This window comes from Thermogemmatispora sp. (assembly GCF_042408735.1).
Lineage (GTDB): Bacteria > Chloroflexota > Ktedonobacteria > Ktedonobacterales > Ktedonobacteraceae > Thermogemmatispora.
Genome location: NZ_JBHOQV010000077.1, coordinates 1 through 24,475 on the forward strand (window position 1 = coordinate 1; position 24,475 = coordinate 24,475).

The 24,475-nt window shown below is 63.1% G+C and carries 21 protein-coding genes; 9 read left to right on the forward strand and 12 right to left on the reverse strand.

Annotated elements, in window-relative coordinates; all coding sequences use genetic code 11:
- From ACFMO7_RS06190 to ACFMO7_RS06210, 5 genes are all read right to left on the reverse strand, one after another.
- Positions 1–241, reverse strand: a 241-nt coding sequence (locus ACFMO7_RS06190) for a cellulose binding domain-containing protein (protein WP_376794645.1), incomplete at its 3' end; no start/stop codon positions are given.
- A gap of 320 nt (positions 242–561) precedes the next feature.
- Positions 562–1,380, reverse strand: a complete 819-nt coding sequence (locus tag ACFMO7_RS06195) for a crotonase/enoyl-CoA hydratase family protein (protein WP_376794646.1) — start codon at positions 1,378–1,380, stop codon at positions 562–564.
- A 132-nt stretch (positions 1,381–1,512) separates the two neighbouring features.
- Positions 1,513–2,079 carry a hypothetical protein gene (locus ACFMO7_RS06200; RefSeq protein WP_376794647.1) on the reverse strand — a complete coding sequence of 189 codons (567 nt, stop codon included), beginning with the start codon at positions 2,077–2,079 and terminating at the stop codon, positions 1,513–1,515.
- A 472-nt stretch (positions 2,080–2,551) separates the two neighbouring features.
- Positions 2,552–2,821: a hypothetical protein gene (locus ACFMO7_RS06205; protein WP_376794648.1), complete on the reverse strand. Its 270-nt coding sequence runs from the start codon at positions 2,819–2,821 to the stop codon at positions 2,552–2,554.
- A 108-nt stretch (positions 2,822–2,929) separates the two neighbouring features.
- Positions 2,930–3,934 carry a hypothetical protein gene (locus tag ACFMO7_RS06210; protein ID WP_376794649.1) on the reverse strand — a complete coding sequence of 335 codons (1,005 nt, stop codon included), beginning with the start codon at positions 3,932–3,934 and terminating at the stop codon, positions 2,930–2,932.
- Positions 3,935–4,429: 495 nt separating this feature from the next.
- Here ACFMO7_RS06210 and ACFMO7_RS06215 point away from each other — a divergent pair, with 495 nt between their 5' ends.
- The 5 genes from ACFMO7_RS06215 (at position 4,430) to ACFMO7_RS06235 (ending at position 9,332) form a co-directional block, all read left to right on the forward strand.
- Positions 4,430–5,140 carry an HPP family protein gene (locus ACFMO7_RS06215; RefSeq protein ID WP_376794650.1) on the forward strand — a complete coding sequence of 237 codons (711 nt, stop codon included), beginning with the start codon at positions 4,430–4,432 and terminating at the stop codon, positions 5,138–5,140.
- Complete coding sequence (locus ACFMO7_RS06220) at positions 5,127–7,133, forward strand: GNAT family N-acetyltransferase (protein ID WP_376794651.1); 2,007 nt, start codon at positions 5,127–5,129, stop codon at positions 7,131–7,133. The genes ACFMO7_RS06215 and ACFMO7_RS06220 overlap by 14 nt, the downstream gene beginning before the upstream one ends.
- Before the next feature lie 99 nt (positions 7,134–7,232).
- Positions 7,233–8,003 (forward strand): SDR family NAD(P)-dependent oxidoreductase, encoded by a 771-nt coding sequence (locus tag ACFMO7_RS06225; RefSeq protein ID WP_376794652.1) that lies wholly within the window; start codon positions 7,233–7,235, stop codon positions 8,001–8,003.
- 265 nt (positions 8,004–8,268) lie between these two features.
- Positions 8,269–8,883, forward strand: coding sequence for an RNA polymerase sigma factor (locus tag ACFMO7_RS06230; RefSeq protein ID WP_376794653.1), 615 nt, complete (start codon positions 8,269–8,271; stop codon positions 8,881–8,883).
- A 152-nt stretch (positions 8,884–9,035) separates the two neighbouring features.
- The gene (locus ACFMO7_RS06235) at positions 9,036–9,332 is read left to right on the forward strand and encodes a hypothetical protein (protein ID WP_376794654.1); all 297 of its coding nucleotides are present in this window, start codon (positions 9,036–9,038) and stop codon (positions 9,330–9,332) included.
- 359 nt (positions 9,333–9,691) lie between these two features.
- Here the strand turns inward: ACFMO7_RS06235 and ACFMO7_RS06240 are convergent, their stop codons facing one another.
- The 3 genes from ACFMO7_RS06240 to ACFMO7_RS06250 form a co-directional block, all read right to left on the reverse strand.
- Positions 9,692–9,883: a hypothetical protein gene (locus ACFMO7_RS06240; protein WP_376794655.1), complete on the reverse strand. Its 192-nt coding sequence runs from the start codon at positions 9,881–9,883 to the stop codon at positions 9,692–9,694.
- A 384-nt stretch (positions 9,884–10,267) separates the two neighbouring features.
- Positions 10,268–11,047 carry a response regulator gene (locus ACFMO7_RS06245; RefSeq protein ID WP_376794656.1) on the reverse strand — a complete coding sequence of 260 codons (780 nt, stop codon included), beginning with the start codon at positions 11,045–11,047 and terminating at the stop codon, positions 10,268–10,270.
- Positions 11,031–13,835 (reverse strand): PAS domain-containing protein, encoded by a 2,805-nt coding sequence (locus tag ACFMO7_RS06250; RefSeq protein WP_376794657.1) that lies wholly within the window; start codon positions 13,833–13,835, stop codon positions 11,031–11,033. Before ACFMO7_RS06250 ends, ACFMO7_RS06245 begins: the two co-directional genes overlap by 17 nt.
- Positions 13,836–14,552: 717 nt before the next feature.
- On the opposite strand from ACFMO7_RS06250, the gene ACFMO7_RS06255 reads away from it, so the two are divergent.
- The 3 genes from ACFMO7_RS06255 to ACFMO7_RS06265 all read left to right on the forward strand — a co-directional run bounded on the left by ACFMO7_RS06255 (position 14,553) and on the right by ACFMO7_RS06265 (position 18,891).
- Complete coding sequence (locus ACFMO7_RS06255; RefSeq protein ID WP_376794658.1) at positions 14,553–15,482, forward strand: hypothetical protein; 930 nt, start codon at positions 14,553–14,555, stop codon at positions 15,480–15,482.
- Positions 15,483–16,058: 576 nt separating this feature from the next.
- Positions 16,059–16,982, forward strand: a complete 924-nt coding sequence (locus tag ACFMO7_RS06260) for a class I SAM-dependent methyltransferase (protein ID WP_376794659.1) — start codon at positions 16,059–16,061, stop codon at positions 16,980–16,982.
- A gap of 1,516 nt (positions 16,983–18,498) precedes the next feature.
- Positions 18,499–18,891: a CHAP domain-containing protein gene (locus ACFMO7_RS06265; protein ID WP_376794660.1), complete on the forward strand. Its 393-nt coding sequence runs from the start codon at positions 18,499–18,501 to the stop codon at positions 18,889–18,891.
- A 352-nt stretch (positions 18,892–19,243) separates the two neighbouring features.
- Here the strand turns inward: ACFMO7_RS06265 and ACFMO7_RS06270 are convergent, their stop codons facing one another.
- The 4 genes from ACFMO7_RS06270 to ACFMO7_RS06285 all read right to left on the reverse strand — a co-directional run bounded on the left by ACFMO7_RS06270 (position 19,244) and on the right by ACFMO7_RS06285 (position 23,524).
- Positions 19,244–20,452 (reverse strand): SMP-30/gluconolactonase/LRE family protein, encoded by a 1,209-nt coding sequence (locus tag ACFMO7_RS06270; RefSeq protein ID WP_376794661.1) that lies wholly within the window; start codon positions 20,450–20,452, stop codon positions 19,244–19,246.
- A 21-nt stretch (positions 20,453–20,473) separates the two neighbouring features.
- Positions 20,474–21,943 (reverse strand): tRNA (N(6)-L-threonylcarbamoyladenosine(37)-C(2))-methylthiotransferase MtaB, encoded by a 1,470-nt coding sequence (gene mtaB / locus ACFMO7_RS06275; protein ID WP_376794662.1) that lies wholly within the window; start codon positions 21,941–21,943, stop codon positions 20,474–20,476.
- Between the two features lie 439 nt (positions 21,944–22,382).
- On the reverse strand, positions 22,383–23,201 hold the full coding sequence (locus ACFMO7_RS06280; RefSeq protein ID WP_376794663.1) for a DUF2085 domain-containing protein: 819 nt from the start codon (positions 23,199–23,201) through the stop codon (positions 22,383–22,385).
- 62 nt (positions 23,202–23,263) lie between these two features.
- Complete coding sequence (locus tag ACFMO7_RS06285; RefSeq protein ID WP_376794664.1) at positions 23,264–23,524, reverse strand: glutaredoxin family protein; 261 nt, start codon at positions 23,522–23,524, stop codon at positions 23,264–23,266.
- A 300-nt stretch (positions 23,525–23,824) separates the two neighbouring features.
- Here ACFMO7_RS06285 and ACFMO7_RS06290 point away from each other — a divergent pair.
- Positions 23,825–24,475: RNB domain-containing ribonuclease (locus tag ACFMO7_RS06290; RefSeq protein ID WP_376794665.1), on the forward strand; the 651-nt coding region annotated here is incomplete at its 3' end.

Sequence of the window (24,475 nt, forward strand, 5' to 3'; positions counted from 1 at the left end):
AGGTGAAGGTCAGCGTCCAGCCGTTCCAGGGGCTGCTGCCGGTGTTCTGCAACACCAGGTTGACGCTGAAGCCGCCAGGCCACTGGCTGACGACGCTGTAGGTGACCTGGCAATAGCTGGCGGCGTGCACCCGCATCTGACTGCCAAATAGCCCTGTCAGCAGCAGCAGGGGCAGGGCCAGCAGCGCCAGCAGTCGCTTGCGTCCCCACAGACGCTGACGCCTGGGTACCTGTGATGCCATAGCTTTCCTTGCTTTCCTTTCCTTAGTGCTACTCCTCTGACGCTCCCTCGCTCCGCGGAGCCGTCCCTGATTCCACAGGCGAGGGCGACGCTCCACTCGCTTGCGCCTTGCAAGCGGTACCGTACACGATTACGTAAACGGTTCCGAGTAATATATACCCGTGGGGGGAGCGCTTTGTCAAGGGAGAGGGAGGGAAAGGGGAGTCAGTGTCGGGGGCCATGGAGCCGGCAGGGAAAAGCGAAGGCAGCCGGCTCCGGCAGGCAATGAAGCCACCGAACCTGGCCCGACGGGCGAGCCGCTCGCCGGGCCGTCCTTCAGAGCTACAGATCGTCGTAGCGACCGTGGCGGCCCTGGCCCTGAACGAAGCGCCTGGCTCCAGCCTGGGCCTCGCCAGACTGGAGCGTCTTGAAACCAGCCGCGGCCTCAAGGCGCAGGGCCTCTGGCAGAGGGAGAGACCACTGCTCGTAGAGCGAGAGCCGGTCGGAGCGCAGACACTGCTGAGGAAAGCGCGCCAGATTGCTGGCCAGGGCCAGGGCTGTAGGCAGGGCCTCGCCGTGGGGGGTCAGGCGATTGACCAGTCCCATACGCCAGGCCTCCTCGCCCGAGACGCCGCGTCCGGTCAAAATCAGATCGAGGGCCTGGCTTTGCCCGATCAGGCGGGGGAGGCGCACTGTCCCGCCGTCCATGAGTGGCACGCCCCAGCGGCGGTTGTAAACGCCCAGGATGGCATCTTCTGCGGCCACCCGCAGATCGCACCAGAGGGCCAGTTCCAGCCCGCCGGCCACCGCATAGCCCTCAATCGCGGCAATCACCGGTTTCTGCAGCAGCAGGCGCGTCGGACCGAGCGGGCCAACTCCAGAGCTGTCAAGCCTGGGGGTTCGCCCTGCGGCCAGCTCCTTCAGGTCGAAGCCGGAGCAAAAAGTGCCGCCGGCCCCGGTCAGCACCGCCACGGCCAGCCCCGCATCCTCTTCGAAGGCGCGGAAGGTCTCTAGCAAAGCAGAGGCCAATTCTGTTGTAATCGCGTTGCGCCGCTCGGGTCGATTCAGCGTCACTACCAGAATCGCTTCCTGCCGCTCCACCAGCAGCGGCCTGGCCTCTCCAGGGCTATCTGCCGCAGCAGTCTCTGCATGCTCAGACATCGTTGCTCGTCTCCTTCTTCTGCAAATGGGTCTCAGCGATCGAACGACCAGGCACGCCAGCGAGCCTCGCTCAGCGCACCCCCTTCACTCTACTCTCCAACCCCGCCGCTTGTCCAACTTCCACCCGGCCTGTCAGTACTTATACTGGCCTCCGCCAGGTGTCGGGGTTGCCAGCACCGAGAGCGAGGGAGTGGCCACAAACCAGCGTCCGCCTACGCCGTTGCCGTGCGTCTGGCCGGGAGCGGTATCGCCGGCATAGGTGTAGAGCAGGTGCCCGTTGTAGGCCACTTGCTGACCGTGTGCGTCCTTCACAACGCTCAGCTTTCCTGGCAACGGCGAAGCACTCTGCGGGGTGCCGTCTCCCTGGAAGAGCAGCGGGGGCCAGGTACTGGCGCAGCCGCCAGTACAGGCCGACTGTGTCGGTGTATCCGACGTAAAATAGTAGAGCGTCTTGCCCTGCGCATCCGTGAGTATGGCTGTCGACTGGCCATTGAGCGAAACCGTGGCGACCTTCACAACGACGGTGCCGGGCATGGCAGCCGTAGTCGGCGTTGTATTCGTGGCTCCTGGCGTGCTGCCCATCGCGCTGTTGCTCGTCGTACTGGAGCTTGTTGAACTGCCTCCGCAAGACGCCAGTCCTATGCTGGCAGCAAAAACAAGCCAAAAGAGCTTCAGCAGTGTCGAGCTGAATCGTTGCATCGTTGACCCTCCAGCGTATAAATCAGCGATGGCGAGGGCCGCGAACTGTCTTGATTTGATTCCCTCTCGTCGCCCTCGCTCTCCGCTTAGTCCTACGCCGGTAGGTTACAGGAGAGCGAGCGAAATCGGGGAAGGGCAGTGGAAGCTTTCGACTCCTCCTTCCCCGCTACGGTCGCCGCTGACTTGCGCCGGGGGCGACAAGCGAGGGACCGCGGAGGCCAGGGATCCAGTGGCTCTGCTGGGCCAGCAGGCCCATGAACCCTCCTCGGCTCGGTCTCGGTCTTCAACGACCGGTGAGGGCAGGCGGTTCTGGAGCAGCAAAAAAAGCTGCCAGATCGCGTCAAGCAGGTCCTCGACGGGCGGACAGGGCAGCAGGAAACAGGCATCAGCCAGCCAGCCAGGCACAGCGGCAGATTGCCCGCCCACGTTCCCCGCTATTGAGGGAGATGGCATACAAGAGCAGGGCCATCGGTCAGCCCATCAGCAGCCCCGCCACAGCGAGCAACCTCAGGATCCGGGGAAGGGCACGCGCCTGGTGTCCTTCCCCGGCACGCATCAGCCCTGTGACCATCGCGAGCAGGCAGAGCTGCCCCGCAATTGAGCCGGCGGCATCATAGGAGGCGAGGGCCAGAGGATTGATCTGGCTCAGCCAGGGCAGAGGCTTCCTCGCCTGAAACGTACCGGTGAGGGTCAAGGTGAACTGGCCTGTCCAAACCACACTTGTCTTGAGCCAGGCGAGCACCGTGGTCGCCTGAGCCAGGGCCTCAAGACGGGAGAACCAGCCAGGAAGTACTCGGGTGCTTGCCCCGCTCGATGCCTGCTCATTGTCTACCGCTGCAGAGCTGGCGCCCTAATTCCCGTAGGAGATCACCATTGGAGGGGGCTGGAGCGCCAACACTTGGGCGGGACTCATCAACGTATGGGCCTCGATATGGTAGAAAAGCTTAAAACCACCATAACGGAAATTGTGATATTTTTGCATATCCTGCGCCACCCACAGGTCATACTGCCGCATCTTATCCTGCTGATCACCGCGGTAGCCGCCGACGCTATCCACATGGATCACCACATCAACGCGGGGATCGTAGAGCAAATTGCGCTTATCGGCGAATTCGGCCACAGAAGCATCGTAAGGATTCTTCAAGCCATCGCCATCGCCGCGATACTGGTGAATCACCAGAATCTTGCGGGGGACGTGGTACTGCATTGGCAGGGCCGCCAGCGTCTCAATCACCGGGTTGAGGTCGGAAGCGCGCACATTGCTCAGGTTCACGCCGGGAATACCATTGCGGCGCGGGAACATCCATTCGGGATCGATGGCCAGCTCGACAAAGCTGTAGCGCTCCAGGTAGGGCAGAAAGAAACTCAGTTCGCGCATCACGGGGGCCTGGCCGAAGCTCAGATCCAAAAACAGCAGCAAGCCATGTTCCTGACAGAAACGGATATACTCGTCGATCGTCGCCGGGTCCAGGCGATGGCTGTAGGTTCCCTGGGGACCTGGGTAACGATCCGGCACGCTGGCCACCAGATCGATGGCCAGTTTCACGGGATGGGAAGGATCAAGCTGGGCATAGGCCGCTCCCTGGGCCTGCAAGCGTGCCAGCATCTGCGCGTTAAGCTGGTAGGCCGGACCGGTCGCTGGGGCGCCAGGGATGCCATAGAAGGCCACCACGCGATAGCGGGGCAGAATAGCCCCCTCGTCAGGATCAAAGGGTTTGATTGGCTCGGCCTGCTCTCCCAGGCGCTCCTCATTGAGCAGGGCTGAAGGTCGCTGCTGGCGAGCGACCAGTTGCCAGGCCAGAGCTGTCCCCAGAGCCAGGGTCGGCAGCAGGATCAAAACAAAGAAAAGCGTCAAGGCGACAGAAGATTTCCTGGTACCAGCCGGAGCTGAACCCGGCCTGGCCCCCAGGGGTCTGGTAGGGATTTTGCTGAGAGCCTTCTCCCGGCTGGAGCGTCTCGTTGGAGTCATCATGACGATCCAGATCCTCCTCTAAAAGAACCCTGCTCTCTCGGAGAGACACGCTTGCCAACCAAAGGTGACCTTGCTTGCTGATGGATGGATAAGTCAGTCGCCAGAAACCGGACCATCCTGGAGAAAGGGAAGCGCCTCTCCAGAACGGCATGCTATACATGGAGACGGTGCAGCGGTGAAATTCGCTACCCGCCCCCCCTAGATAGGCTAGTGGTTCGAGACGGGCAGGGGGTAGGCGAAGTTGGTGAGCAGAAGACCGCCGTCCTCTCGGCAGCCATATGCTATCATAAAGACGGCTGATGGTCGTTCTTTCTGTTCGCTAGCGGCGGGCGCCGTGGACCGGGCCGGCCTGGAAAAGAAGGAGGAGGAAGGCACTCCATGCTTGTCAAAGACGTGATGACCAGAAAGCTGATCACCGTGACCCCCGATGATACCCTGGGGCATGCCGCCACGCTGCTTCGCCAGTTTCAGTTTCACCACCTGCCGGTGGTCCAGGGAGAACCAGCCATCTTCGGCTTCACAGGCGCCGTGAAGCCGCTTTACCTGGAAGGACTCCTGACTTCGCAAGATATCGATCTGGCCGTGGCCGCCGCTGGCCAGCAACCCTGGCAGGAGCGCTATGTCCAGGAAGTGATGGACCGCAGTCCTGTCTGTGTGACCCCGACGACCAGCGTCGCTGCCGCGGCCCAGCTCCTGGTCGAGCGTGGCCTCAACGCTTTGCCGGTCGTCGAGTACGAGCAGCAGGAGCAGCGCCCGCGCACCCTGCTGGTGGGGTTGCTGACGCGCAGCGATCTCCTCATTGCGCTGGCGCGAGCGCTGGGGGCCTTTGAGCCAGGCATGCAGCTCCTGATCCCTTTCACCGCCGGCAATCCGACGCCGTTGGCCCGCCTCCTGCTCCTGGCCGCTGAACTGCATGTCCAGGTCCGCAGCCTGGTCGTCGTTCCTCCCAGAAACGGCCAGCCGCGCGCTGCCACCGTGCGCCTGGGCACCATTAACCCGGCCCCGCTCTTAATGCGCCTGCAGGATGAGGGCATCGAGTACACCTTCCCCGATCTTGCCCTGGAGGAGAGCAGCCATGACAAAGCCTGATCTCGCTTGCCACTCGCGCGTCTGCCTGGCTTTCGACCCGTTGGAACTGCACTACGATTTTGGGGCGGACCATCCCCTGCAGGCGGACCGCATGCGGGCCTTGCTGGACCTGCTGGAGACCTGCCAGCTCTGGCGCCAGGGTGATCCCGGGCAGCATCTTCCCATTCGCCCGGCCTCGCTCGAGGAGCTGCGCCTGATCCATACCGATGACTATCTGGCTGCCGTCCAGCGACTGGGTGCCGTCGCCGCCCAGTTGCCTTCTCTCCCCTCCCAGCAGCGCCAGGAGCTAGAGCAGCAGGCTTTCCGCTACGGTTTCGGCGACGGCGATACTCCGATCATGCCCGCCATGCACGAGGTCTCGGCCATGATCGCTGGCGGCACGCTGGTCGCCCTGAGCGCGGTCCTCGGCCTGCCCGAGGGTGGTCACTTCGCTTCGCCCGAAGACCGGCCTGTGCACGTCTTTCATCCCGGCGGCGGTCTGCACCATGCCTGGGCCAATCGGGCCTCGGGCTTCTGTGTCTACAACGATGCCGCCGTGGCGATCGCTCATGTACTGCGGGCCAGCGAGGCGAAAGTGCTCTACATTGACTTCGACGCCCATCACGGCGATGGGGTGCAGCGCGCCTTCTACGATGAGCCGCGGGTCTTGACGGTCTCTCTGCACGAGACAGGTCGCTATCTTTTTCCCGGCACCGGAGACGTCTTAGAATTGGGCAATGGGCTGGGACGTGGCTATTCAGTCAATGTTCCGTTAGAGCCATTCACGCAGGACGATTCCTATATTGAGGTGATCGAGAATCTCTTGCCGCCCCTGGCCCTCTCGTTTGGACCCGATGTGCTCATCAGCAATCACGGCTGTGACACCCATGCCTGGGACCCACTTACCCATCTGGCCTTGACGATGCGGGCCTTACATGCCCAGGTGCGGCTCGCCCACGAGCTGGCTCACCGCTACTGCGGTGGGCGCTGGGTGGCCGTCGGGGGGGGTGGCTATGATCCCTACCGGGTGGTGCCGCGGGCCTGGGCCTTGGTCTGGGCCGAGATGTCCGGCCAGGCCCCACCTGCTCAGCTTCCGTCGGCCTGGATTGAGCGCTGGCGTCCCTCGTGGGAAGCCATGCGTGAGCGCGAGCGCGAGACGTGGGAGGTGATGGGCAAGCCGCTGCAGGAGAGTGGCTTCCCGACCACCCTCGAGGACCCACCTGAGCAGTTTCCGCCCGTGCCGCGTGTCCAGGAGATTACCCGGGCCAATCGTCATACGGCCTCGCTCGTGCGTCACCTGGCTGTGCCGCCGGCGGTGCGCCCGGCTTTCCCGCCGCTTCGCCAGCGCTCTCCCCTGGCTGGCCTCTTCGATCTGCTTCACCTGCGTGGCGCCGACACCCCCTCGCGCAGCCAGACTCTGACGACGCCCCGTGGCTCCGTGCTCCTGCGCGATTTCTGTCCCCCTTCACTCGTCGAGCGCTTGCGTCCCTCCAGCGGCCTCTGCTCCTTCACGCGCCTGCCCGAGCGAGAACACCGCCTGCTGCTGGAGATCGCCCGACGGGCCGACTGCGCTCTGGCCCTTGCCCATACGCCGGGAGGAGAGATCATTGGTGAAGTCACCCTGGCCCCCGGAGACGCCTGGTGGGAGGGCCTGGAGCAGGTCTACGAGGTGGCCATCGAGGTCAGCCGGGACTGGCGCGGCTTGGGCATCGCTCGCAATCTGCTGGCCTTCGCCCTCGATCTAGAGGCGCGCGAAGACCTGATCTTCTTCGCCGTTGGCCTCTCTTGGCACTGGGATACCGAGGGCACAGGCTTATCGATCTACCGCTATCGAGAGATGCTCATCAAGCTCTTTGGCTCCCAGGGGTTCAAGGAATACCCGACCAACGAGCCGAACATCGCTATGGATCCGGCAAATGTCCTGCTCGTGCGCGTTGGGAGCCGGGCCGACCAGCGCATCGTCAGTCAATTTTTCAGCCGGGTCCTCAGTACGCCCCAATTGCCCCGCCTCTGAGCTGCAGTTGAGGGTGGCCCGGCAGCAGGCCAGAGCCAGAAAAAAGGTCCCTCCTGGCCGTAGCTGAGGACGCTACTGATCGTCTCTGGAGGCTTGTTCATGGATCTGGGATTGGAAGGAAAAATCGCCATCGTCACAGGCGCCAGCCGCGGGGTGGGTCTGGCCATTGCCCGCGCGCTGGGTGCTGAAGGCTGTCGGCTGGCTATCATCGCCCGAGGGCGGAAAGCCCTGGAGGAGGCCGCTGAGGAGCTGCGCGGCGCCGGCGTCGAGGTCATGACCATCGCCGCCGATCTGATGGTGCCCCACAACATCGAGCGCATCGTGCAGGAGGTCATGGACCGCTACGGGCGCATTGACATCCTGGTCCATAACGCTGGCGGGGCCCGTGGCCAGACCATCTTTGACACCAGCGATGAGGATTGGCACGATGCTCTGGCCCTCAATGTGCTGGCCCTCAGCCACTTCGCTCGCCTCGTTGCCCCCATCATGAGCCGCCAGGGAGGAGGGCGCATCATTGCCATCTCCTCCATTTTCGGGCGCGAGGCGGGCGGGCGGCCCGCCTACAATGCCCTCAAGGCGGCCTCTATCAGCCTGACCAAGTCGCTGGCCCGCCAGTTCGCCCCCAACAACATCCTGGTGAACAGCGTCGCGCCCGGCTCTCTTCTCTTCCCAGGCAGCTCCTGGGATCGCCGGCGCCAGGCCGATCCAGAGAGCATCGAAGCCTTCGTCAAAAGCGAGCTGCCGCTAGGCCGCTTCGGCAGGCCCGAGGAAGTAGCGGCGGTCGTCGTCTTCCTGGCCTCCTCCGCCGCCTCGCTGGTCAGCGGCGCCTGCATCCCCGTCGATGGGGCTCAGTCACGTTCCAATATCTAGCCAGGCAGACTCACTGGCCGACAGTTGATCTGCCAGCCACCAGCTCTCCAACGCGACGCCGACGGCTGGCCCCGGCTGCCAGCCTGGGCGGCGGCCTGGAAAGCTTAAAAAGTCCTAAGAAAGGGGACCTATGGTTTAGTTTCTGCTTAGAGCTGCTTACTGCAGAGCTTATCGGGGCCAGAATGCCTTGTAATCCGCTCGCAAAAACGGTACTCTTCTGTCTAGCAATATGGAAATGGACGAAGAGCAACGAGGAAACGAAACGATGGCAAAACAAGAACGCCCAACGGTCAATATAGATGGCATTCTGGCCCGCAAGGCTCTGACAGGCGATGAGCGGGCCTTTGAGATGCTCTTAAAGCGTTACCAAACGGCTCTCTTTAGCTTTATCTATCACTTTCTTGGTGACTATGACCAGGCGTGCGATATTCTGCAGCAAGTCTTCCTGCAGCTCTATATCTCGCTTCCGAATCTGCGCACCGGCGAGCCGCTGAAAGCCTGGCTCTTCCAGGTGGCGCGCAATCGCTGCCTTGACGAACTAAGGCGCAAGCGCGCTGTCCATTTCTCAGAGCTGGAGGGCAATAGCGAGGAGGATGAGCCGTCGCCTCTGGATGTCATGCCCGACAATGGGCCGCTGCCGGAGGAACTGGCCGAACACCACGATCTCCAGCGCATTTTGAGCGAGGCTATTCAGACCCTACCGCCTCGCTTTCGAGCCGTGGTCCTCCTGCGCTACCTGGCTCAGCTCAGCTTCGCCGAAATTGGCCAGACCCTTCAAATGCCCGAAGCAACAGCCAAAACCTACTTCCAGCGCGCCAAGCCGCTGCTGCGGGCGGCCCTGCGCGAGTACACAGGGAGGGTGACGGCGGCGCTGGCCTAGATGCCAGCCAGGCTAGCCCCTCCGCCACTCCCAGGGGCAGCCTCCCCACAGCGCGGCGCAAGCCCTACCTTGTGAAACTTCCCCTGGATGTTGTTCGTTGTACATAGCAGAGCACGAGCGAGCTGACGAACAACATCTGGGGGAATTTGCTTATGCGGGAGCAGCGCGAACGATCGATCCGACCTGCTGCAGAAGAGCAGGAAGGGGAAGAAGCGCAAGAACCGTTTGATGAGTTGGACCGCCTTTTCATAGAGCACCTGCCGCGTCTTGAACCCCCGCCGGAGGTCATAGAGCGCATCCTCGCCATCACGCGTCAATCTGCTCCTTCGGGCCAGTCAGGCATCGAGGACCAGAGCCACCAGAGCCAGCAGGGCAAGCGGAACGGGCAAAGGGAGCGAGAGCAGGCCTGGGTCGTAGAGCGAGGAGGAATGAATCACGACCAGAAGTGAAGGGATGAGCCGCAACAGGAGGAGCGCTCTTTCGCAGGGCTAGAGCGGCCGGCTGACCAGCGGAAGAGACCATCCGCTTACTCTCACCGCCTGGCTGGCGATGGCGATCGACCGGTCCATCCGTCCCGACAAAGACAAGAAGAGGGCAGCATGACCTGCCCCGCGAGTGGACAAGGCCAGCGCTGCCCCTGGCTGTAAGGTCCATGGCACCGAAGAGAATGAAACACTTGTCTGATCGTGCCTGACCTGGCCGCTCCTCTTTTTGCTTGCTAGCGCGGACTCTTCCGACTCCCTGTCCCCCTGACGCGAGCGTCGTCCCTACCGGAACGGACCGGGTGGGCGCTCAGCGCCGCCACGCCTCACGCAATCTGATCGCTCAGCTTTCCCCTTGCAACAAGCCAGCGGACAAATTCCAGGCGGCGATGTTCTGCAAGAGCCTGCTGATGCTCCTTCTCGGCGTACTCCTCACGAAGCCTGGCCAGACGGCGCATCTCCACCTCATCAAAGCCGCCGCGACGCAGTATCTCACGATCATCTTTGCGATCCTGCATGTGATCCTCCTTCTTCACTGGCAAGCGGGCGGGTGATCAATCCGCCAGCGGGGACAACGGGCATGCATGCGACCCTTCTCAGAAGAGCTTCCCTTGCATAAGGCTTGGGCCACTGAGACTGATCTGCTTCTCTCTGGCGGTGAGCGCCTTGCTCCAACCTTCTGTGAAATCTGGCGCTGGCGGGCTGGGGAGGCGCTCGAGCATCTTCTCCTTCCTGCTCATCGCTACAAGTCAACCGGCGGTCACGGTCAGTTTCTCTGATAAAGAGTATACCTCACCGCGAGTGACAATTGTGTGAACATGGCGGGGGTCGCTGTGAAAATCCTGTGAAGGTTGTCCTTTATGAGCGAATCGCCCCAAAGAGATGCTCGGGCCTACAAGACGCTAGGAACAGGAACCCAGCAAGGGGGCATCCGCTGGAGGGACAAAGTAGCCGATGCCCGGCTCGTTATGCAGGAAGCGCGGATGGGCCGGGTCGGGTTCCAGCTTGCGGCGCAGGTGGCGGATAAAGGTGCGCAGGTAGGTTGTTTCTCCTACATAATCGGCGCCCCAGACGCGCTGCAGCAGCTCGCGGTGGGTGAGGACCTTGCCAGCGTTGCGCGTCAGCTCGTAGAGCAGATCGTACTCTGTCGGAGTCAGGTGCACCTCCTTGCCGCCGGAGCGTACTTTGCGGCGAGCGAAATCTACTTCCAGTCCATCAGGCCCACCGCAGCGGTAGACCGGCGCTCCGGGGCTGGCGCCTCCCTGCCCCAGGCTGCTCAGGAGGCGCTCCGTCTCGGCGGCGCGCCGCAGGGCCACCCGCACGCGGGCCAGCAGCTCATTGATGCTGAAGGGCTTGGTCAGGTAGTCATCGGCCCCTTGATCGAGGGCCTTGATTTTGACCGGCTCTTCATCGTGGGCCGAGAGCACGATCACTGGAGCATTGCTCCACTCGCGCAGGCGGCGCAAGAAGGCCAGGCCGTCCAGAGTCGGCAGGGACAGATCGAGCAGCACTAGTTGTGGCTGTGCCAGGGCGGCCAGCTCGATGCCCTGGGCCCCATCGCGGGCCGTCTGGACCTGGAAGCCGCGTGCCTTCAGCTGTGCGCGCAAAAAGGCGCTCATCTGCGGATCATCTTCCACGCAGAGAATGCAAGGTTTTTTCTCTCGCTCAGAAGCTGACATCATGTGCACCCTCCCTGGAGCCAGTCGCATTGCCACGCGGAGCTGAAGCGGGCAGGAGGGGCTGAGCCGCCGTTGGCTCGCCGGCAATGCTCAAGCGGAAGGCGAAGGTTGTGCCCTGGCCGGGGCTGCTATGCAGTGTCAGGGTACTCTGATGAGCCTCGATGATGCCTCGACTGATGTAGAGGCCCAGGCCGGTGCCGGGACTCCAGCGGGAGCCATCGCGGCGCCGATCGCGGACCGGCTGGCCAGGGCGGTCCGCTGCTGGGCGACGGCTGGCGGCAAAGGTGCTGAAGCGAGTGAACAGCTCTTCCTGCTGCTCGGGCGTCAGCCCTGGACCGTGGTCGGTCACGCGGATCTCCACCTCGCGTGGGCTGACCTGCTCAGCCTCCAGCAGAACCGTGTCGCCCTCCGGAGCATGGTGGAAGGCGTTGCTGAGCAGGTTCGTCAGCACGCGAATGATCATCTCATAGTCCGCCAGCACCGTGGGTAACTGCGGCGAGACGCGCACCTCCAGGCTGCGGTGCGAGCTAGCGATCAGGGCCTCCAGCCGCTCCTGCAGATCTTCGACCAGCTCGGAGAGCAGGACTGGCTCCAGCTCCAGACGCAGGGCGCCGGCCTCGACCCGCGCGGCGTCCAGGAACTGGTTGACCATGCTGACCAGGCGCTCAACCTGCTCGTCGGCGCTGCGCAGAAAGTCACGTTGCTCTTCCAGCGACCAGCGCAGGTCGTCGGCCTGCAGAGCACTCAGGTGAGCACGGATGTTGGCCAGCGGCGTCTTCAGCTCATGGGCCATGGTCGTAAAGAAATCCTCGCGCTCGCGCTCCAACTCCTTCATGCGGGTGATATCGTGCCAGACCAGGATTGCCCCGCTGATGGTGCCGTCGGCGGCCCGCAGGGGAGCCGCGCTGGCCAGGAGGAAAAGGGTGTTTCCATCGGGCTGGCTGAGGTGCAGCTCGCTCTCGCTGGCCTCGCCACGGAAGAGGGCGCGCGCCAGCGGGCGCTCCTCGGTGGGCACCAGCTCGCCGTTGGGACCATAGACGTTGATAGGGTCGATGATCTCCTCGCTGGCCCGTCCGGCCAGACGGCGCATGACCTCCTCGGGCTGGTCCACCTGAGCCTCCGCCACCCCCATACGGCGCAGCAGTTTGGCCGCCTGGCGGTTAATAATGCTGATGCGCGGACGGTCGTGGGCCTCCTTCGAGATCAAGAGCACGCCCGAGGGGAGTCGCTCGAGCAGGGTCTGCATGCGGGCCCCCTCTTCCTCCAGGGCGGCCTTGGCCTCCTGGAGCGCTTGATGACGTTGGGCCAGCTCCAGCGTGCGAGCGACGACCTCGGCCTCGATGCGTTCACGAGCGGCGGCCTGCTCGGTGACGTCATGGTAGATGACCAGGAAGGCAAAGATGTCGCCGACAGCGTCGTGAATAGGCGCATAGGAGCGGCGAATGACGTAGGGATGGCCGTCAGCCCCGATAATCTTGATCTCGTCGACGCTGTGCTCCAGCGCGCGACGTTCCAGGGCCGGAATGTCCGCTGGTCCGCGAGGCAGTGCCTCCTCGAAACGAGCCTGGCTGCGGGCCAGAGCTTCCCAGACTGGCAGCCCCAGTACCTCGTCGTTCCAACCAAGGAGACGGCGCACGGCGTGATTGATGTCCGCCACCCGCCAGCGGGCGTCGTAGATCACCACACCGTCGGGAATGGCCTGCATGATATTCTCGCGCTGACGCACATTGCGGCTGGCCGTGCGGGCCAGGCTGTCGATGCTGAAGAAGAGACGCGCGTTATGGATAGCCAGGCCGGCCTGGCGGGCGAACTGCTCCAGTAGCTCGACCTCCTCGGCGGGAAAACCGCGGGCCCGCCGATGATAGACCTCAATGGTCCCCACCACCGCCGGACGGTCGCCCGATCCCTGACTCTGGCCTCCCCGGCCCTCTCTCGGCCCTATCTGTTCGGGGTAGGGGTCAAAGATGGGCACACAGAGCACAGAGCCGGGCCGACGTGGGAGGCCGTTGTCGTCAAGCGGTGGCAGCTCCAGCTCCGGGCGGCTGCGGGTGTCCTCGATGATCAGGGCGCGCTGCTCTCGCAGGGCCTGACTCAGCAGCAGGCGCTCGCTCAGGCGTGGACGCCACTGCTGAGCGCTGGAATGCAGCCCTTTCTGCGCCGCCAGGATCACCAGCGGCTCGCTCTCGGCTGGCTCCTGAGGCGCCGGCGGACGCGGCTGCGCAATATCGGGAAGGGTCGTCTCAACCTGCGTGACCGGCTCCAGCAGCAGGATCGCACAGCGGGTCGATCCAACCATCTCCTCAACGGCCTGCAAGATGCGGTCCAGGACCTCGGGCAGGGCAAATGGCCCAGCAATAGCCGCGGAAATGTGCTGCATGGCCTTCAGCAGCAGGCGTGAGCGCACCTGACTGGTCACGTCCTCGACAGTCACCAGCAGCGCCTCCCGTAGCCCCTTGCTCTCCCCTTCTCCCTGCTGGCCCTCCCAGGTTACGGGGATAAGGGAGATGCGCCAGTAGGTGCGTCCCCGACTGGCCAGCAATCCTTCGTAGGGGACATCCTGAAACACCTGGCTCTGGCGCAAGCTCCTGGCTCGTTGCAGGTAGGGCACGACCGTGGGGACCAGCTCCGGGGGAAGGATCTCGGGCAGACGGTGACCAACCACTCCTTGCGAGCGCCACGGCTCGCTCAGCAGTGAGGTCAGATACTGGTTGATGTAGAGAACGCGCAAATCAGTACCATCCAGGACTGCGGCACCGACCGCGATGTGTCCCAGAATTTGTTCGAGTTGCACAGATGGCTCTGGCTCCATAGGTCTGGGTTTCTAGCCACGCCGGGTCTCTACCTGACCTGGACTGGAAAGGACACGCCCCGCACATCGCCGCCTTGGCGGCGCTCTTGCTCTCGCTCCCTCCTCCCTACTACACAATATTATATCGCCTGCAGACGGCTGGTGTGAGCCTGAGCCAGGTCCAGGAAGAGGAACCCATCCCTCCCTCCCTGGACCGACCCCTAGACCGACAGGCTGGTCGCCGCGGCCAGCTCCCGACCGCTTGATGTTGCCAGCTCAGGCCCTCCCCCGCTGAGGCTCGCCCCGCCGAAGGCTCGATAGCCTCCAGAACCTGGGCCTCTCTGGTAAACCAGGTCTCCTATTCGCACAGCAGAGATTGGCAGAGCGAGCTACCAAAGGGGGAGGTTTGTGGTATGATGATGTCAACTCCCGAGAGAGTACTGTAACCCTGAAGCGTACGACCTTCCGGGTCCTTTTGTGCCGCGTGAGGCCAGCGGTGACCGCCTGTCTCTCTGCCTGCCCGACTCGCACGCTCCTCCCCAAGCTGGGGTGCAGTGCAGGCACTGACTCCCGCGACGAGGCAAGATAAGGGAGGCAGGACAAGGCAACGCAGGGCCGCGGATCACATGACGGCTGCACTCTTGCTGTCGGCTGAGAACGCTGCGAGAAGCGTCAGAGATGCTCGGGGTCGCAGCCGGTTCGTTCTGCGAGGAGGGATTCATGGAGCTTTCGCTGCGGCTGGATACCCTCGGGGTGGTCGAGGTGCGCTATCTGCGTGGCCGGGAGCGCTACCGCGATTGGCCCCCTTTCCAATTGGTGGCTGCCTCCCGGCAGGTCCGTATCCAGGCGTATATGAGCCGCGAGGTCGCTGAGCAACTGCACCAGCAGGTTCTTGCGGTGGAGGCGGCTGTCGGTTTGAATGTTGAATTTGAAGATGAGGATGAAGATCACCTTGAAAAGGAGCATACTGGTCGTCCACTAGATGAAAAGCACTTTGACGATACAACAGAGCGAGAGAGTAGCGCAAGTACTTTCTCTCCCTCCCTCGCCCAGGCCCTGGATCGCCTGAACGAACTGGCGCGGCAGCGCCTACCCGAGGCTGGCCCCTCCTCAGGCGCTGCGGAACGCGGGGAGTTGCTGGCGGAGGAAAGCGAGCTGAGCGCCGAGGAGGAGGGAGCGCTGGAACAGCTGCAGGATGCCTTTACGCAGATGATGGATGTGGTGCGGGAGTTGGCCGAGGAACTCTCTACCGATGCCCTCAAGATTACCGGGCGCTTCCGTTGCGCGCGCACCAACATTGTCTTTACTCAGGCCGATCTCCCAGAGGAGGAAGATGAGGCTCAGAGCGAGGAAGCCGAGAGACCGGAGGACGAGGAGGAAGAGCCAGGCCCCGAAGAGATCGATGAGGAGCTGGGTGAGGAGGAGGTGATGGAGTTCGAGGTGGAGCTGGTGATGGTTCTGCAGCTCTTCGAGGAGGGACGGGCCCGTTCCGATGATTCGCCTGCTGTGGAGTTGCAGCTTGATGTCGATGATTTCGAACGCCTGCACGAGACGCTTGATCTGGCGCTGCAGCGCGAGCAAAGAAGCCGGCGGCGCAGCACCTCCCATCTGACCTCCGAGCGCGGTCGGCGCAATCGCCGACGCCGCTAACGAGACGTCGCCAGAGCGCCGTCCGCCCGGCCTAAGGCTGCCAGCCATCAATCAGCAGCTTGCTGGCTTGCCGGCTTGCTCGCCTGCTCTCCACTTGCTGGGGCCTTGGAGCCTGTACGGGACCGCACCGCACCCGCTTGCACTGGCTCTTTTCTCCGATATCGCTGCTTCGCTTCCTTCGGGCTGGGTGGTCATGTGGCCAGGGCTTTCTTCCGGCCTGTTCTCATACCTCTCGCTTGCCGCAGCGGTGGATCCTGGCCGTTTTGGACGTACCACTCTCAGTCTTGCTACCACCGCTGAATCATGCCAGAAATAAGGTTGCGCCTCTGGTAGAATGAAAGCCGATCTGTTACAATGAGGGCGGACTTGCTCGCAGGGCAGGACCACGCTGTGACCAGCGCTGACCCAGGGCTGCCTGGCCACTTCTTCTTCCCCCTGCCTGTCAGCTCGCTTGCTTGAGCGCTCCTCTCTGATGGTCGGGGGAACGACCTACAGACAGCGTCTAGCCCTCGCTGGCGGTATCTATCTCTGCTTACTGGACTGCTTGCTGCGTTTGTGAAGGGAGGCTTGACTGGTATGGCGAATGAGCGCCTGAGGTATGGACCACGACCCTGCTGGGAGCGGGGAACCTATGTCATTGAGGCCGATGATGCCGCTGAGCTAGCGCGGGCGATGCAATTGGAGCAGCTGATGACGCGCCAGATGGGAAGCCTCTTCCCAGAACGCGATGATGAGCTGAAGGATGTGCAAACCGTGCTCGATATCGCCTGTGGCCCTGGCGCCTGGGCCCTGTCGGTGGCCTATGCCTACCCCCACGTGACGGTGATCGGCATCGATAACAGTCCCTCGGTTGTCGAGTATGCTCAGGCTCTGGCCCAGTCTCGGGGTCTGAGGAACGTGGAATTTGTGGTCATGGATGCCCTGCAGCCTCTCGATTTCCCCGACGATGCCTTCGATCTGGTCAATGCCCGCTTCTTGATGGCCATGATGCCCGTCTCGGCCTGGCTGCCGCTCTTGCGCGAGTGCCGTCGCGTCACGCGCCCGGGAGGCAGTCTTCGTCTGATGGAGTCCGAGCTTTGTCTGACGACCAGCCCCGCCTTCGAGCAGCTCTCGGCCTGGCTGGCACGGGCCTTCTGGCGGAAGGGCTATACTTTCTCGCCAGATGGGCGCACTCTGGGCATTACCGCCGTCCTGGGTCGGTTGCTGCGCTCGACGGGCTGGCGCGATGTCGGCTATCGCCCGTTCGTGATCGATTTCTCGACCGGTGCTTCTGCCCAGACGAGTGGCTACCAGCACTTTATGGTGTTCTGGAAGCTCGTGCAGGATTTTGTCTGCGCCTGGGCTGAGGTTCCTACCGAGACCTTCGAGCGCTGCTATCAGCAGGCAATGGCGGAACTGCTGCTCGATGAGTTCCGCGGCCTGTGGTTCCACTTGCTGGCCTGGGCGGTGAATCCTGCTGATCCCGGCGGAGAGAGGCCCGCCCTTTTAGCTGACCGCTGACGTCAGCATGGTGGCGGGGTTGCCTTGCCCTCCTCCGGCTAGCCGCCCGGCAAATTGCTGGCGCCTGCCTTGCCCAGATCAGATCCAAGGTGGGCAGGCTCCTCGCTCACCTGCTCTTCTCTCGCCCGGTCGCCGGATGGCCGTCGTCTCATCTTCCTGGCTCTGCAACGGGAAGGAGGACCCGGCAAATCGGAACCCAGAACCAGGTCGAGCTTTCTCTGCTCATGGGTGCAGGCGAGGGCGGCTTCATGGGCCGCCCGGGCCGACCGGGCGCTGCCGCCTCAATGTGGGAAGCTGCCATTTCGGTTGGCTCTTCGCCGACGCCTGGCTGGAGGAAGACGACGCCCCAGCAGGACCTGGAACGCTACTGGCGCCTGCCTCTCGTCCCCGGCCTGCGGGCAGCCTATTCGCACATCACTCTTGCTCCTTCACAACGAGCAAGACCTGCCTCCCAACGAGCGCTTCGACCAGCTCTTCACGATGCTCAAGTTTCTGCGACAGGCGAGCGCTCCTGGCGCTTCGAGGGACGGGGTCATGCGCTCTCTCGCGACGGCCATCTCCCCTCTGTCGTGCCGGCGCTTGAGTGTCGACGACTGGTTTGCGCGCCATTTGCAGGTATCAGGTGAAGAAGTTACTCCCCCCTTCTGTTCTCCCGTGGCTCGCTGATAGCGGTGTTCCCCTCTATCGGTCAATCTGTCTGTCAGTCTGTACGCTCCGGACTTTCTCTGATCTTTGCCCGCGCCGTACTGCGCCACTGGCCGTCGCTCTCCTCATTCGCCTGTCCAGCACAGGCACAAGGGGCGTGGAGCCTGGCAGACAGACAGGCAGCCTGTGATCAAACAATCACATACATTATGAAATTGATCGAATCTATTTGGTGAGCACTTTTATAGTAAAACCGTAACAGATCGCGGATGTCGAACAAGCATCGGCCTGCAATTGCGACGGTACGTCATGCCGGCTGGGCGGAGCGATCAGGCTCTGACTGGCCAGTGATAGTTGCAACTTGCGAAGGGACGAGACATTGCGAGTACACCAACGAATCTGGCATTACCTGTATCAAAGGCAGCGAACTGAGCCCCAGGGAAGGACACGGGCCCTGGCGACCCTGATGTTGCTCCTCTCGGGGACGGCTGCCGGGGCGGCGCAGATGCCCCTCGCAACTCAGGTCGTCTGCCTCCAGCGACAGCCAGCTCTTGCCCGTGGGGCGGAGCCGATCTGCCGTACCTGGGGACCGGCCCCGCTTGGCGCAGAAGCTGGTCAGCCTCGACAGCGATCCCAGCATCTTTTCCCCAACAAGGAAGCCCGGCCAGCAGGAGCGCGCGCTCAGCAGCCGCGCTCTGATGGCAGAGCGGCATCGGCCCGTCAACCCCGTCGAGCGGGCCAACAGGCGCAGACTCAGCGTTCCATCCAGGCACCATCCAGCCAATCTAGCTTAGCTGCCTCTAGTGCCTCCACGGAAGGGCAATCGGCGAGTTCGCCACCTTTCCAGGCGGGTGCCACGCCCACGGCAGGGGTGGCGCAAGAGCCGCCGCCGACGCCGATCGTGGGGGTAACCAGTGGCAACGTCTTCCCCTATGGGCAATGTACCTGGTGGGCCAATCAGCGTTATTTCCAGTTGCACGGCCTCTACGTGCCCTGGCGCACCCAGGCCGACGCCTGGCAGTGGGTAGCGCGGGCCTACGAGTTCCACTGGCACGTTTCGCACGATCCTGTGCCGGGAGCCATCATTGTCCTGCAGCCGGGGGTCGAAGGGGCCTATGCACTGGGACATGTGGCGGTGGTGGAAAAGGTACTGGGCCAGGGGCGGGTACTGGCCAGCACTATGAACTGGGGCGCCGCTCCCTGGAAAGTCCAGTACGTTGTGTACAGCGTTGGTCCTGGCGTTGCCTTTATCTACAGCGATTAGCTCGTGCCTCTCGTCGACGGCCAGGCTCTGGCTTGCTTGGCCCAGGCCCAGGGAGCCGGCCAGGGGGGCGATAAGAGCAAAACCAAAGGTGAGAACGAGAGAGACAATTGCAGGCAAGATGAGCCACGGCAAGGCGCCAGAAAGCTGCAGCGGAAGCGGCCTTCAGACTACCAACCAGGCCCTGAAAGCGCGCTCTCTGCTGGCTGGCGCTCCAAGTCGCTGCTCCTGACTCTCCATCCGCGATCTCGGGCCAGCGGGGCGGGGAAGACGAGGCGATGGGTCGCTGTTGGAAGCCTCCCTCTCAGCCAGGCATCCGTCCTGCTGGCACACCGCGTTGAACCAGCCTGCCGGCTCAGGTCAGCGTCAGCAGGCCAAGCTGATTGGCGCCGGCCTCTGTAAACCAGACCTGACGAGGAGTTGCGGCGACCACCCCAAAGGGAAAGCTGCTGACTGTAGGTACCAGGTAGTAGAGAAAGCGCCGCTGTTCGGGGAGCAGACGCGCCACCGTGTTGGCCGCCGCCACCGTCACCCAGACGGCGCCGCTCTCGTCGAGCGAGAGGCCGTACAGACCCCCCGACGAGCCATCGGGCGTCGGGGCATAGTAGCGAGCAAACTGGTGGCTCCTGGGATCAAAGCGCAAGAGCAGATTGTGGGCGAAGGTCGTGATCCAGACCTGTCCCTGCCGGTCGATGGCGATCTCCATCGGCATCGCCCCCGGATCGGGCGTCGAGAAGGTCGTAATCTTCTCTGTGCGAGGATCGAGATAACCGATGCGATTCTGACTCGACTCTGTGAACCAGAGGTTCCCTTGAGCATCGCTGGCCAGGCCATAGGGATTGAGCTGCTGAACCGTGTGGTGGGAAGAGAGGGGATACTGGCGCAGTTCCCCGGTGGCGGGGTTGAGGCGCCCCAGCGCATCGGCGTTCATCTCCGTGAACCAGATCTGCCCCTGGCGGTCTAGCAGCAGCTCGTTGGGCGCCACGGGCAGGGTCAGCTGCTTCCCCTTGTGGGCCGGGTCTGGCGCGCTGACCGTAGGCAGAGGATAGACCTGGAAGCGACCAGTGTCAGGACTGTAGTGGCCGATGTAGTTGGCATACTGTTCGGCGAACCAGACCGTTCCGTCGGATGCCACGGTCAGGCCCATCAGTCCGCCCCGGCCGTGGGGAGGTACGACGGTCTGCCAGCGTGCGCTCTGGGGATCAAACAGAGCAATGAGATTGCTGGCCATCACCCCGAACCAGACCCGTCCTCGCCGATCAAGGACGGGCCGCATGAGCATATCGCCCTCGGAATGGCGCGTCAAGGGATACTCGCGGACGGTGGCCGCCTGCACTAAGGCTGGTAGCGTCCCTGGACGGCTGATCAGCTCCGGCACCGCCGTGGCCGTGGCCGGCTGCTGACCAGTGGCCGATGGGGGACCACTGCAGGCGCTCAGAGCTAGAAGAAGAAGCAGGGCGAGCAGCCGGAGGAGGAGCCAATGGCGGCGCGAGGGGAGAGCACGAAACGACCGGCGGTCTCGCTCCAATTGTCTCTCAGGCCAACGAGTGGTCATCACGGGCATGGGCTGCCCCCTCATCCAGGACTAAGCAACCTCCCCCAGAAAGATACCACGCACGCCGTCTTCGGTCAGGCGCTCCAGGCGAACGGCCACGAAGATATTCTGCCAGCGGCGCGTCTCGGCCTCCGGTAGCTGCTCTACCTCCACGCGCACGTAGGTATCGGTCAGCCCCTCCCAGTAACCCTGCTTGCGCTGCTCCAGCAACACCTGGACCGTCTGACCCAGGAAACGGCTGCGAAACTGGCGCGACAGCTCGGCCGCCAGCGTCAGCAGACGCTCGCTACGGGCCTTCTTCACCTCTTCCTTCACCTGAGCAGGCATGCGGGCCGCCGGTGTGCCCTGGCGCGCCGAGAAGCGAAAGACGTGGCAACGGGCGAAGCGCAGCTTGCTGGCCAGCGCGCAGGTCTGAGCAAAATCCTCCTCGCTCTCTCCGGGGAAGCCAGCAATAATATCGGTCGTAATGGCGATATCGGGGATCAGGCGCCGGGCCGTCGTCACGATCGTGCGATAGCGCTCCGTGCTATAGCGTCGCCCCATGCGGCGCAGGATAGCGTCCGAGCCGCTCTGCAAAGGCAAATGCAGATGGCGACAGAGGCGCCTGTCCTTCCACAGCTCCAGCCACTCCAGGCGAAAATCCTCTGGCTCCAGCGAGGAGACGCGGATGCGGGCTATCGAGGTCTCGCGTAACAAAGCGGCCAGCAGATCGCCGAGGTCCTGCTGTGGATTCTCCGGCGGATGATAATCGCCCAGATGAACGCCGGTCAGCACTACCTCCTTGTAGCCGGCCCGCTCCTTGCGGCGGACCTGCTCGACGACCGAGGCAATACTACGGCTGCGCGAGCCACCGCGCACGTAAGGCACAATGCAATACGTGCAACGGTTATCGCAGCCGTCTTGAACCTTGATCTGGGCCCGCGTGCGCGAGAAAGGAGGGCGCCACTGATCGGGAAGCGTCAGAGACGAGAGGCTATCGGCGTTCTCGGGGAGTGGCTCCTCGCCGAGCGAGCCATCGCTTCCAAGGTGGAAGCTATCGAGCGGCAGCATCGGCAACGCTCGGCCTGCGCCTCGTCCCTGCTGCCGGTAGCCGGGAACCACCGTCGTTGCGCCGGCCTCAGCGGTATGCTTGCCCTCCTTGAGATGCTGGCGAATGGCCTCCACCAGTGAGGTCTTGCCGCTATTGCCAACCACCAGGTCGACGCCTGGCAAAGCGGCCACCGCCTGGGGATTGGCCTCGGCGTAGCAGCCCGTGACCACCAGGAGAGCATGAGGCTGGCGGCGATGCACCTGATGGATCAGGGCCCGCGAACTCCGATCTCCCAGGTGAGTCACCGTGCACGTGTTGACAATATAGACATCTGCCGGCTCGTTGAAATCGTGCTGGACAAAGCCGGCAGCGTGCATCTGCTCGCTGATCGCCTCGCTATCAGCCTGGTTGACCTTGCAACCCAAAGTAGCAATAGCGAAGGTGGCCGGTCCATGTTCTGAAAGGCTCATACAATCCCCAACTCTCTCCGAAGCTCATCCATCCTGCTCTGGTCGGCCCGCCGCGCCGGCCCCTGGGGCCCGGTCCAACAGGAGATTCTACCGCCCTCACGGGCAACTGCACCTTCCCTTGGCGCAGCAAGCCTGGCTCCAGCGAGGCCGGCCCTGGAGGCGACTTCCCGTTTGCCCACCGACCTGCTCCGTGGGCAAGCGGCATCCTCCATCAGGGGAGGTATCTTCCTCCGCATGCAGAGAGAGTATCTAACAGAGAGCCTTCCGCTGTCAAGCGGCCCAAAGCGCCAGCGAGCCACGGCGCTCTTGTGCTCGCGCGACTCACTGGCCTGTCCTTCCCCTGCTCTTTTCTCATCTCCCCTGGTTGCCTGGCGGCCCATAGGGTGGTGACCGTCGGCGGAACCCGGGGAGACGGAAGCAGGGTCAAAAAGCCAGCCGGTCAGTCACCCTGGCCATCCTGCTGGGCCAGAGGAACCGTAGCTCTGCCAGCCTGCGAAGAAGCGACAGAGGGGGCTGGCGTCCCTGTGACGGGAATGGGGGTGGTCTGGCTGACTCCGGCTGTCCACTGGGGGCCAGCCAGAGAGGCGGCAGCGGCGAGCGACTGAGCGGCGGCGGAGGCCGGAGCTGGCGGAGCAGCGCACGGCTGGTTAGCCAGGGCGCGACGCAGCTGCAGGGCGGCGTTCATCTCGGGGGTCACCACCAGGTTGCGCTCGATCAGTGGGAGAACAAACAGCACATTGCCCAACCCGAAAATTGTGCCCGTCAGAACCCGCAGCAGGGGCGTGCTCTCTCGCCAGCCGAACATCTGGGTGAAGCCATCGAGGGCGATCGGTAGCAAGGTCAAGGCCCAGAGCCACCAGGGGAGGCCAGGCAAGCGTCGTCTGCTCAGCACGAAAAGCAGCGAACCCACAAACATCGAGGCATAGATCGAAAAGTTGCGCTCGCACATCCCGAGAGGATGCCCGAAGATATAAAAGGAATGAGATGGGATCTGTGCGCAGATGAGGTGCAGAGCAAAGTAGATGGGGCGGGCAACCGCATCCAGGCCGAAGTAGAACAAAAAAGGCACGCTCACCGCCAGCAGAACAATGCTCCCCAGCAGCGCGGTCACCACGTGGGCCCAGTAGCGCAGCAGCCAGGAACCCAGGTGGTTAGCCAGCGCGCTCAGGCGAGATGAGCGGCGCTGTCTGGGCCTGGGCACGGCAGCAGGGCGAGCGAGCGACTGAGGGAGCTGAGAAACTCCCTGATCGACGGCCATGAGCCTGGTCCTCCTCCTTCTCACTCACTGAACAGACGTCTCTCTAGACATATCAGGCATACTCAAGGCAAGTGAAAGGCCCTTGCCAGATCGCGGAACTCAATGCGCCCCTCCAGCACCTGCCCATCGACAATAACGACCGGAATGCGATAGCGGTATAGTTCGAACAGCTCGGGATTGCCGCGGATATCGATCTCCGTCAGATCGAAGTCCACCTGGCTGGCGATCTCCTCGAGCATCTCGCGGGCCTCGTCGCACAGGTGGCAGCCCGCTTTCGTATAGAAAGTCACCTGCGGCGGGAGCTGCTGCTTCTGCCGACTCACGCTCCATGCTCCATCTCTCTTGCGCCCGCCGGCCTCCTTCCAACAGCGGGAGGAGCTGCTGTCGGCAGCCGGCTAGATCGGTTCCTTCTCAGGGGAAATGATACCACGTCGGTTCGGCTGGCGGCAAGCCGGAAGAAGGCGTCTCTTCCAGCCACCGCTCTCCCTGGCAATATGCTGCAAGATAGACCCTACCCCTGTCTACCGTCTTTGGTTCTATCTGCGCTTCCTAAATAGGTGATACAATACAATATACTCATCGAGTTTTCTACTGCCGAGCGACGTGAAATGTGAGGAAGTAGGATGATAACTGATTCAAAAGATAAAGAGAGGAGCAAGCAAAGCTTTTCGGAGGAAGCTCGAGCAGAAGCTCGGGCAACCATCGAGAGGCTTGCCGGTGCTTTAGAAGGGCGCCCAAGGGCCAGAGGGATCACCATCGACGGGCCGACCTCGCGCGATTTGGATGATGCCCTGTGGCTGGAGCTGTTCCCCGATGGGAAGGCCCTTCTAGCGATCAGCATCGCCGATGTGGCCTCTCTGGTCACCCCCCAACTGACCCCGGCCCTGGAGCACGAGGCGCGGGAGCGTGCCTTTACACGCTACTATTCCCGACATACTGTCCCGCTCCTTCCGCGTCTTCTCAGCGAGGAGCATTTGAGCTTACAGGAGGGCCAGCGGCGCCCCGCGCTCACGCTCTTCCTGCCCTTCGAGGCCGGCTGGCAGCCGGGGGAGCCGCGTATCAGCCTCACCTCTTTCACGAGCATCAAGCGTCTCTCGTACGCCGAGGCGGACGCTCTGCTGAACGAGCCAGTCACTCCCCTGGGCGAAATGCTGCGTGCTCTCTACCAACTTGCCGAGCAACTCTATCAGCTCCGGCGCGCGCGAGGCTCGCTGGCTCTCTACGACCTGGGTCGTGGCTGGGCCACCAGCGAAGAAGGTTTCCTGCTGCGTCTG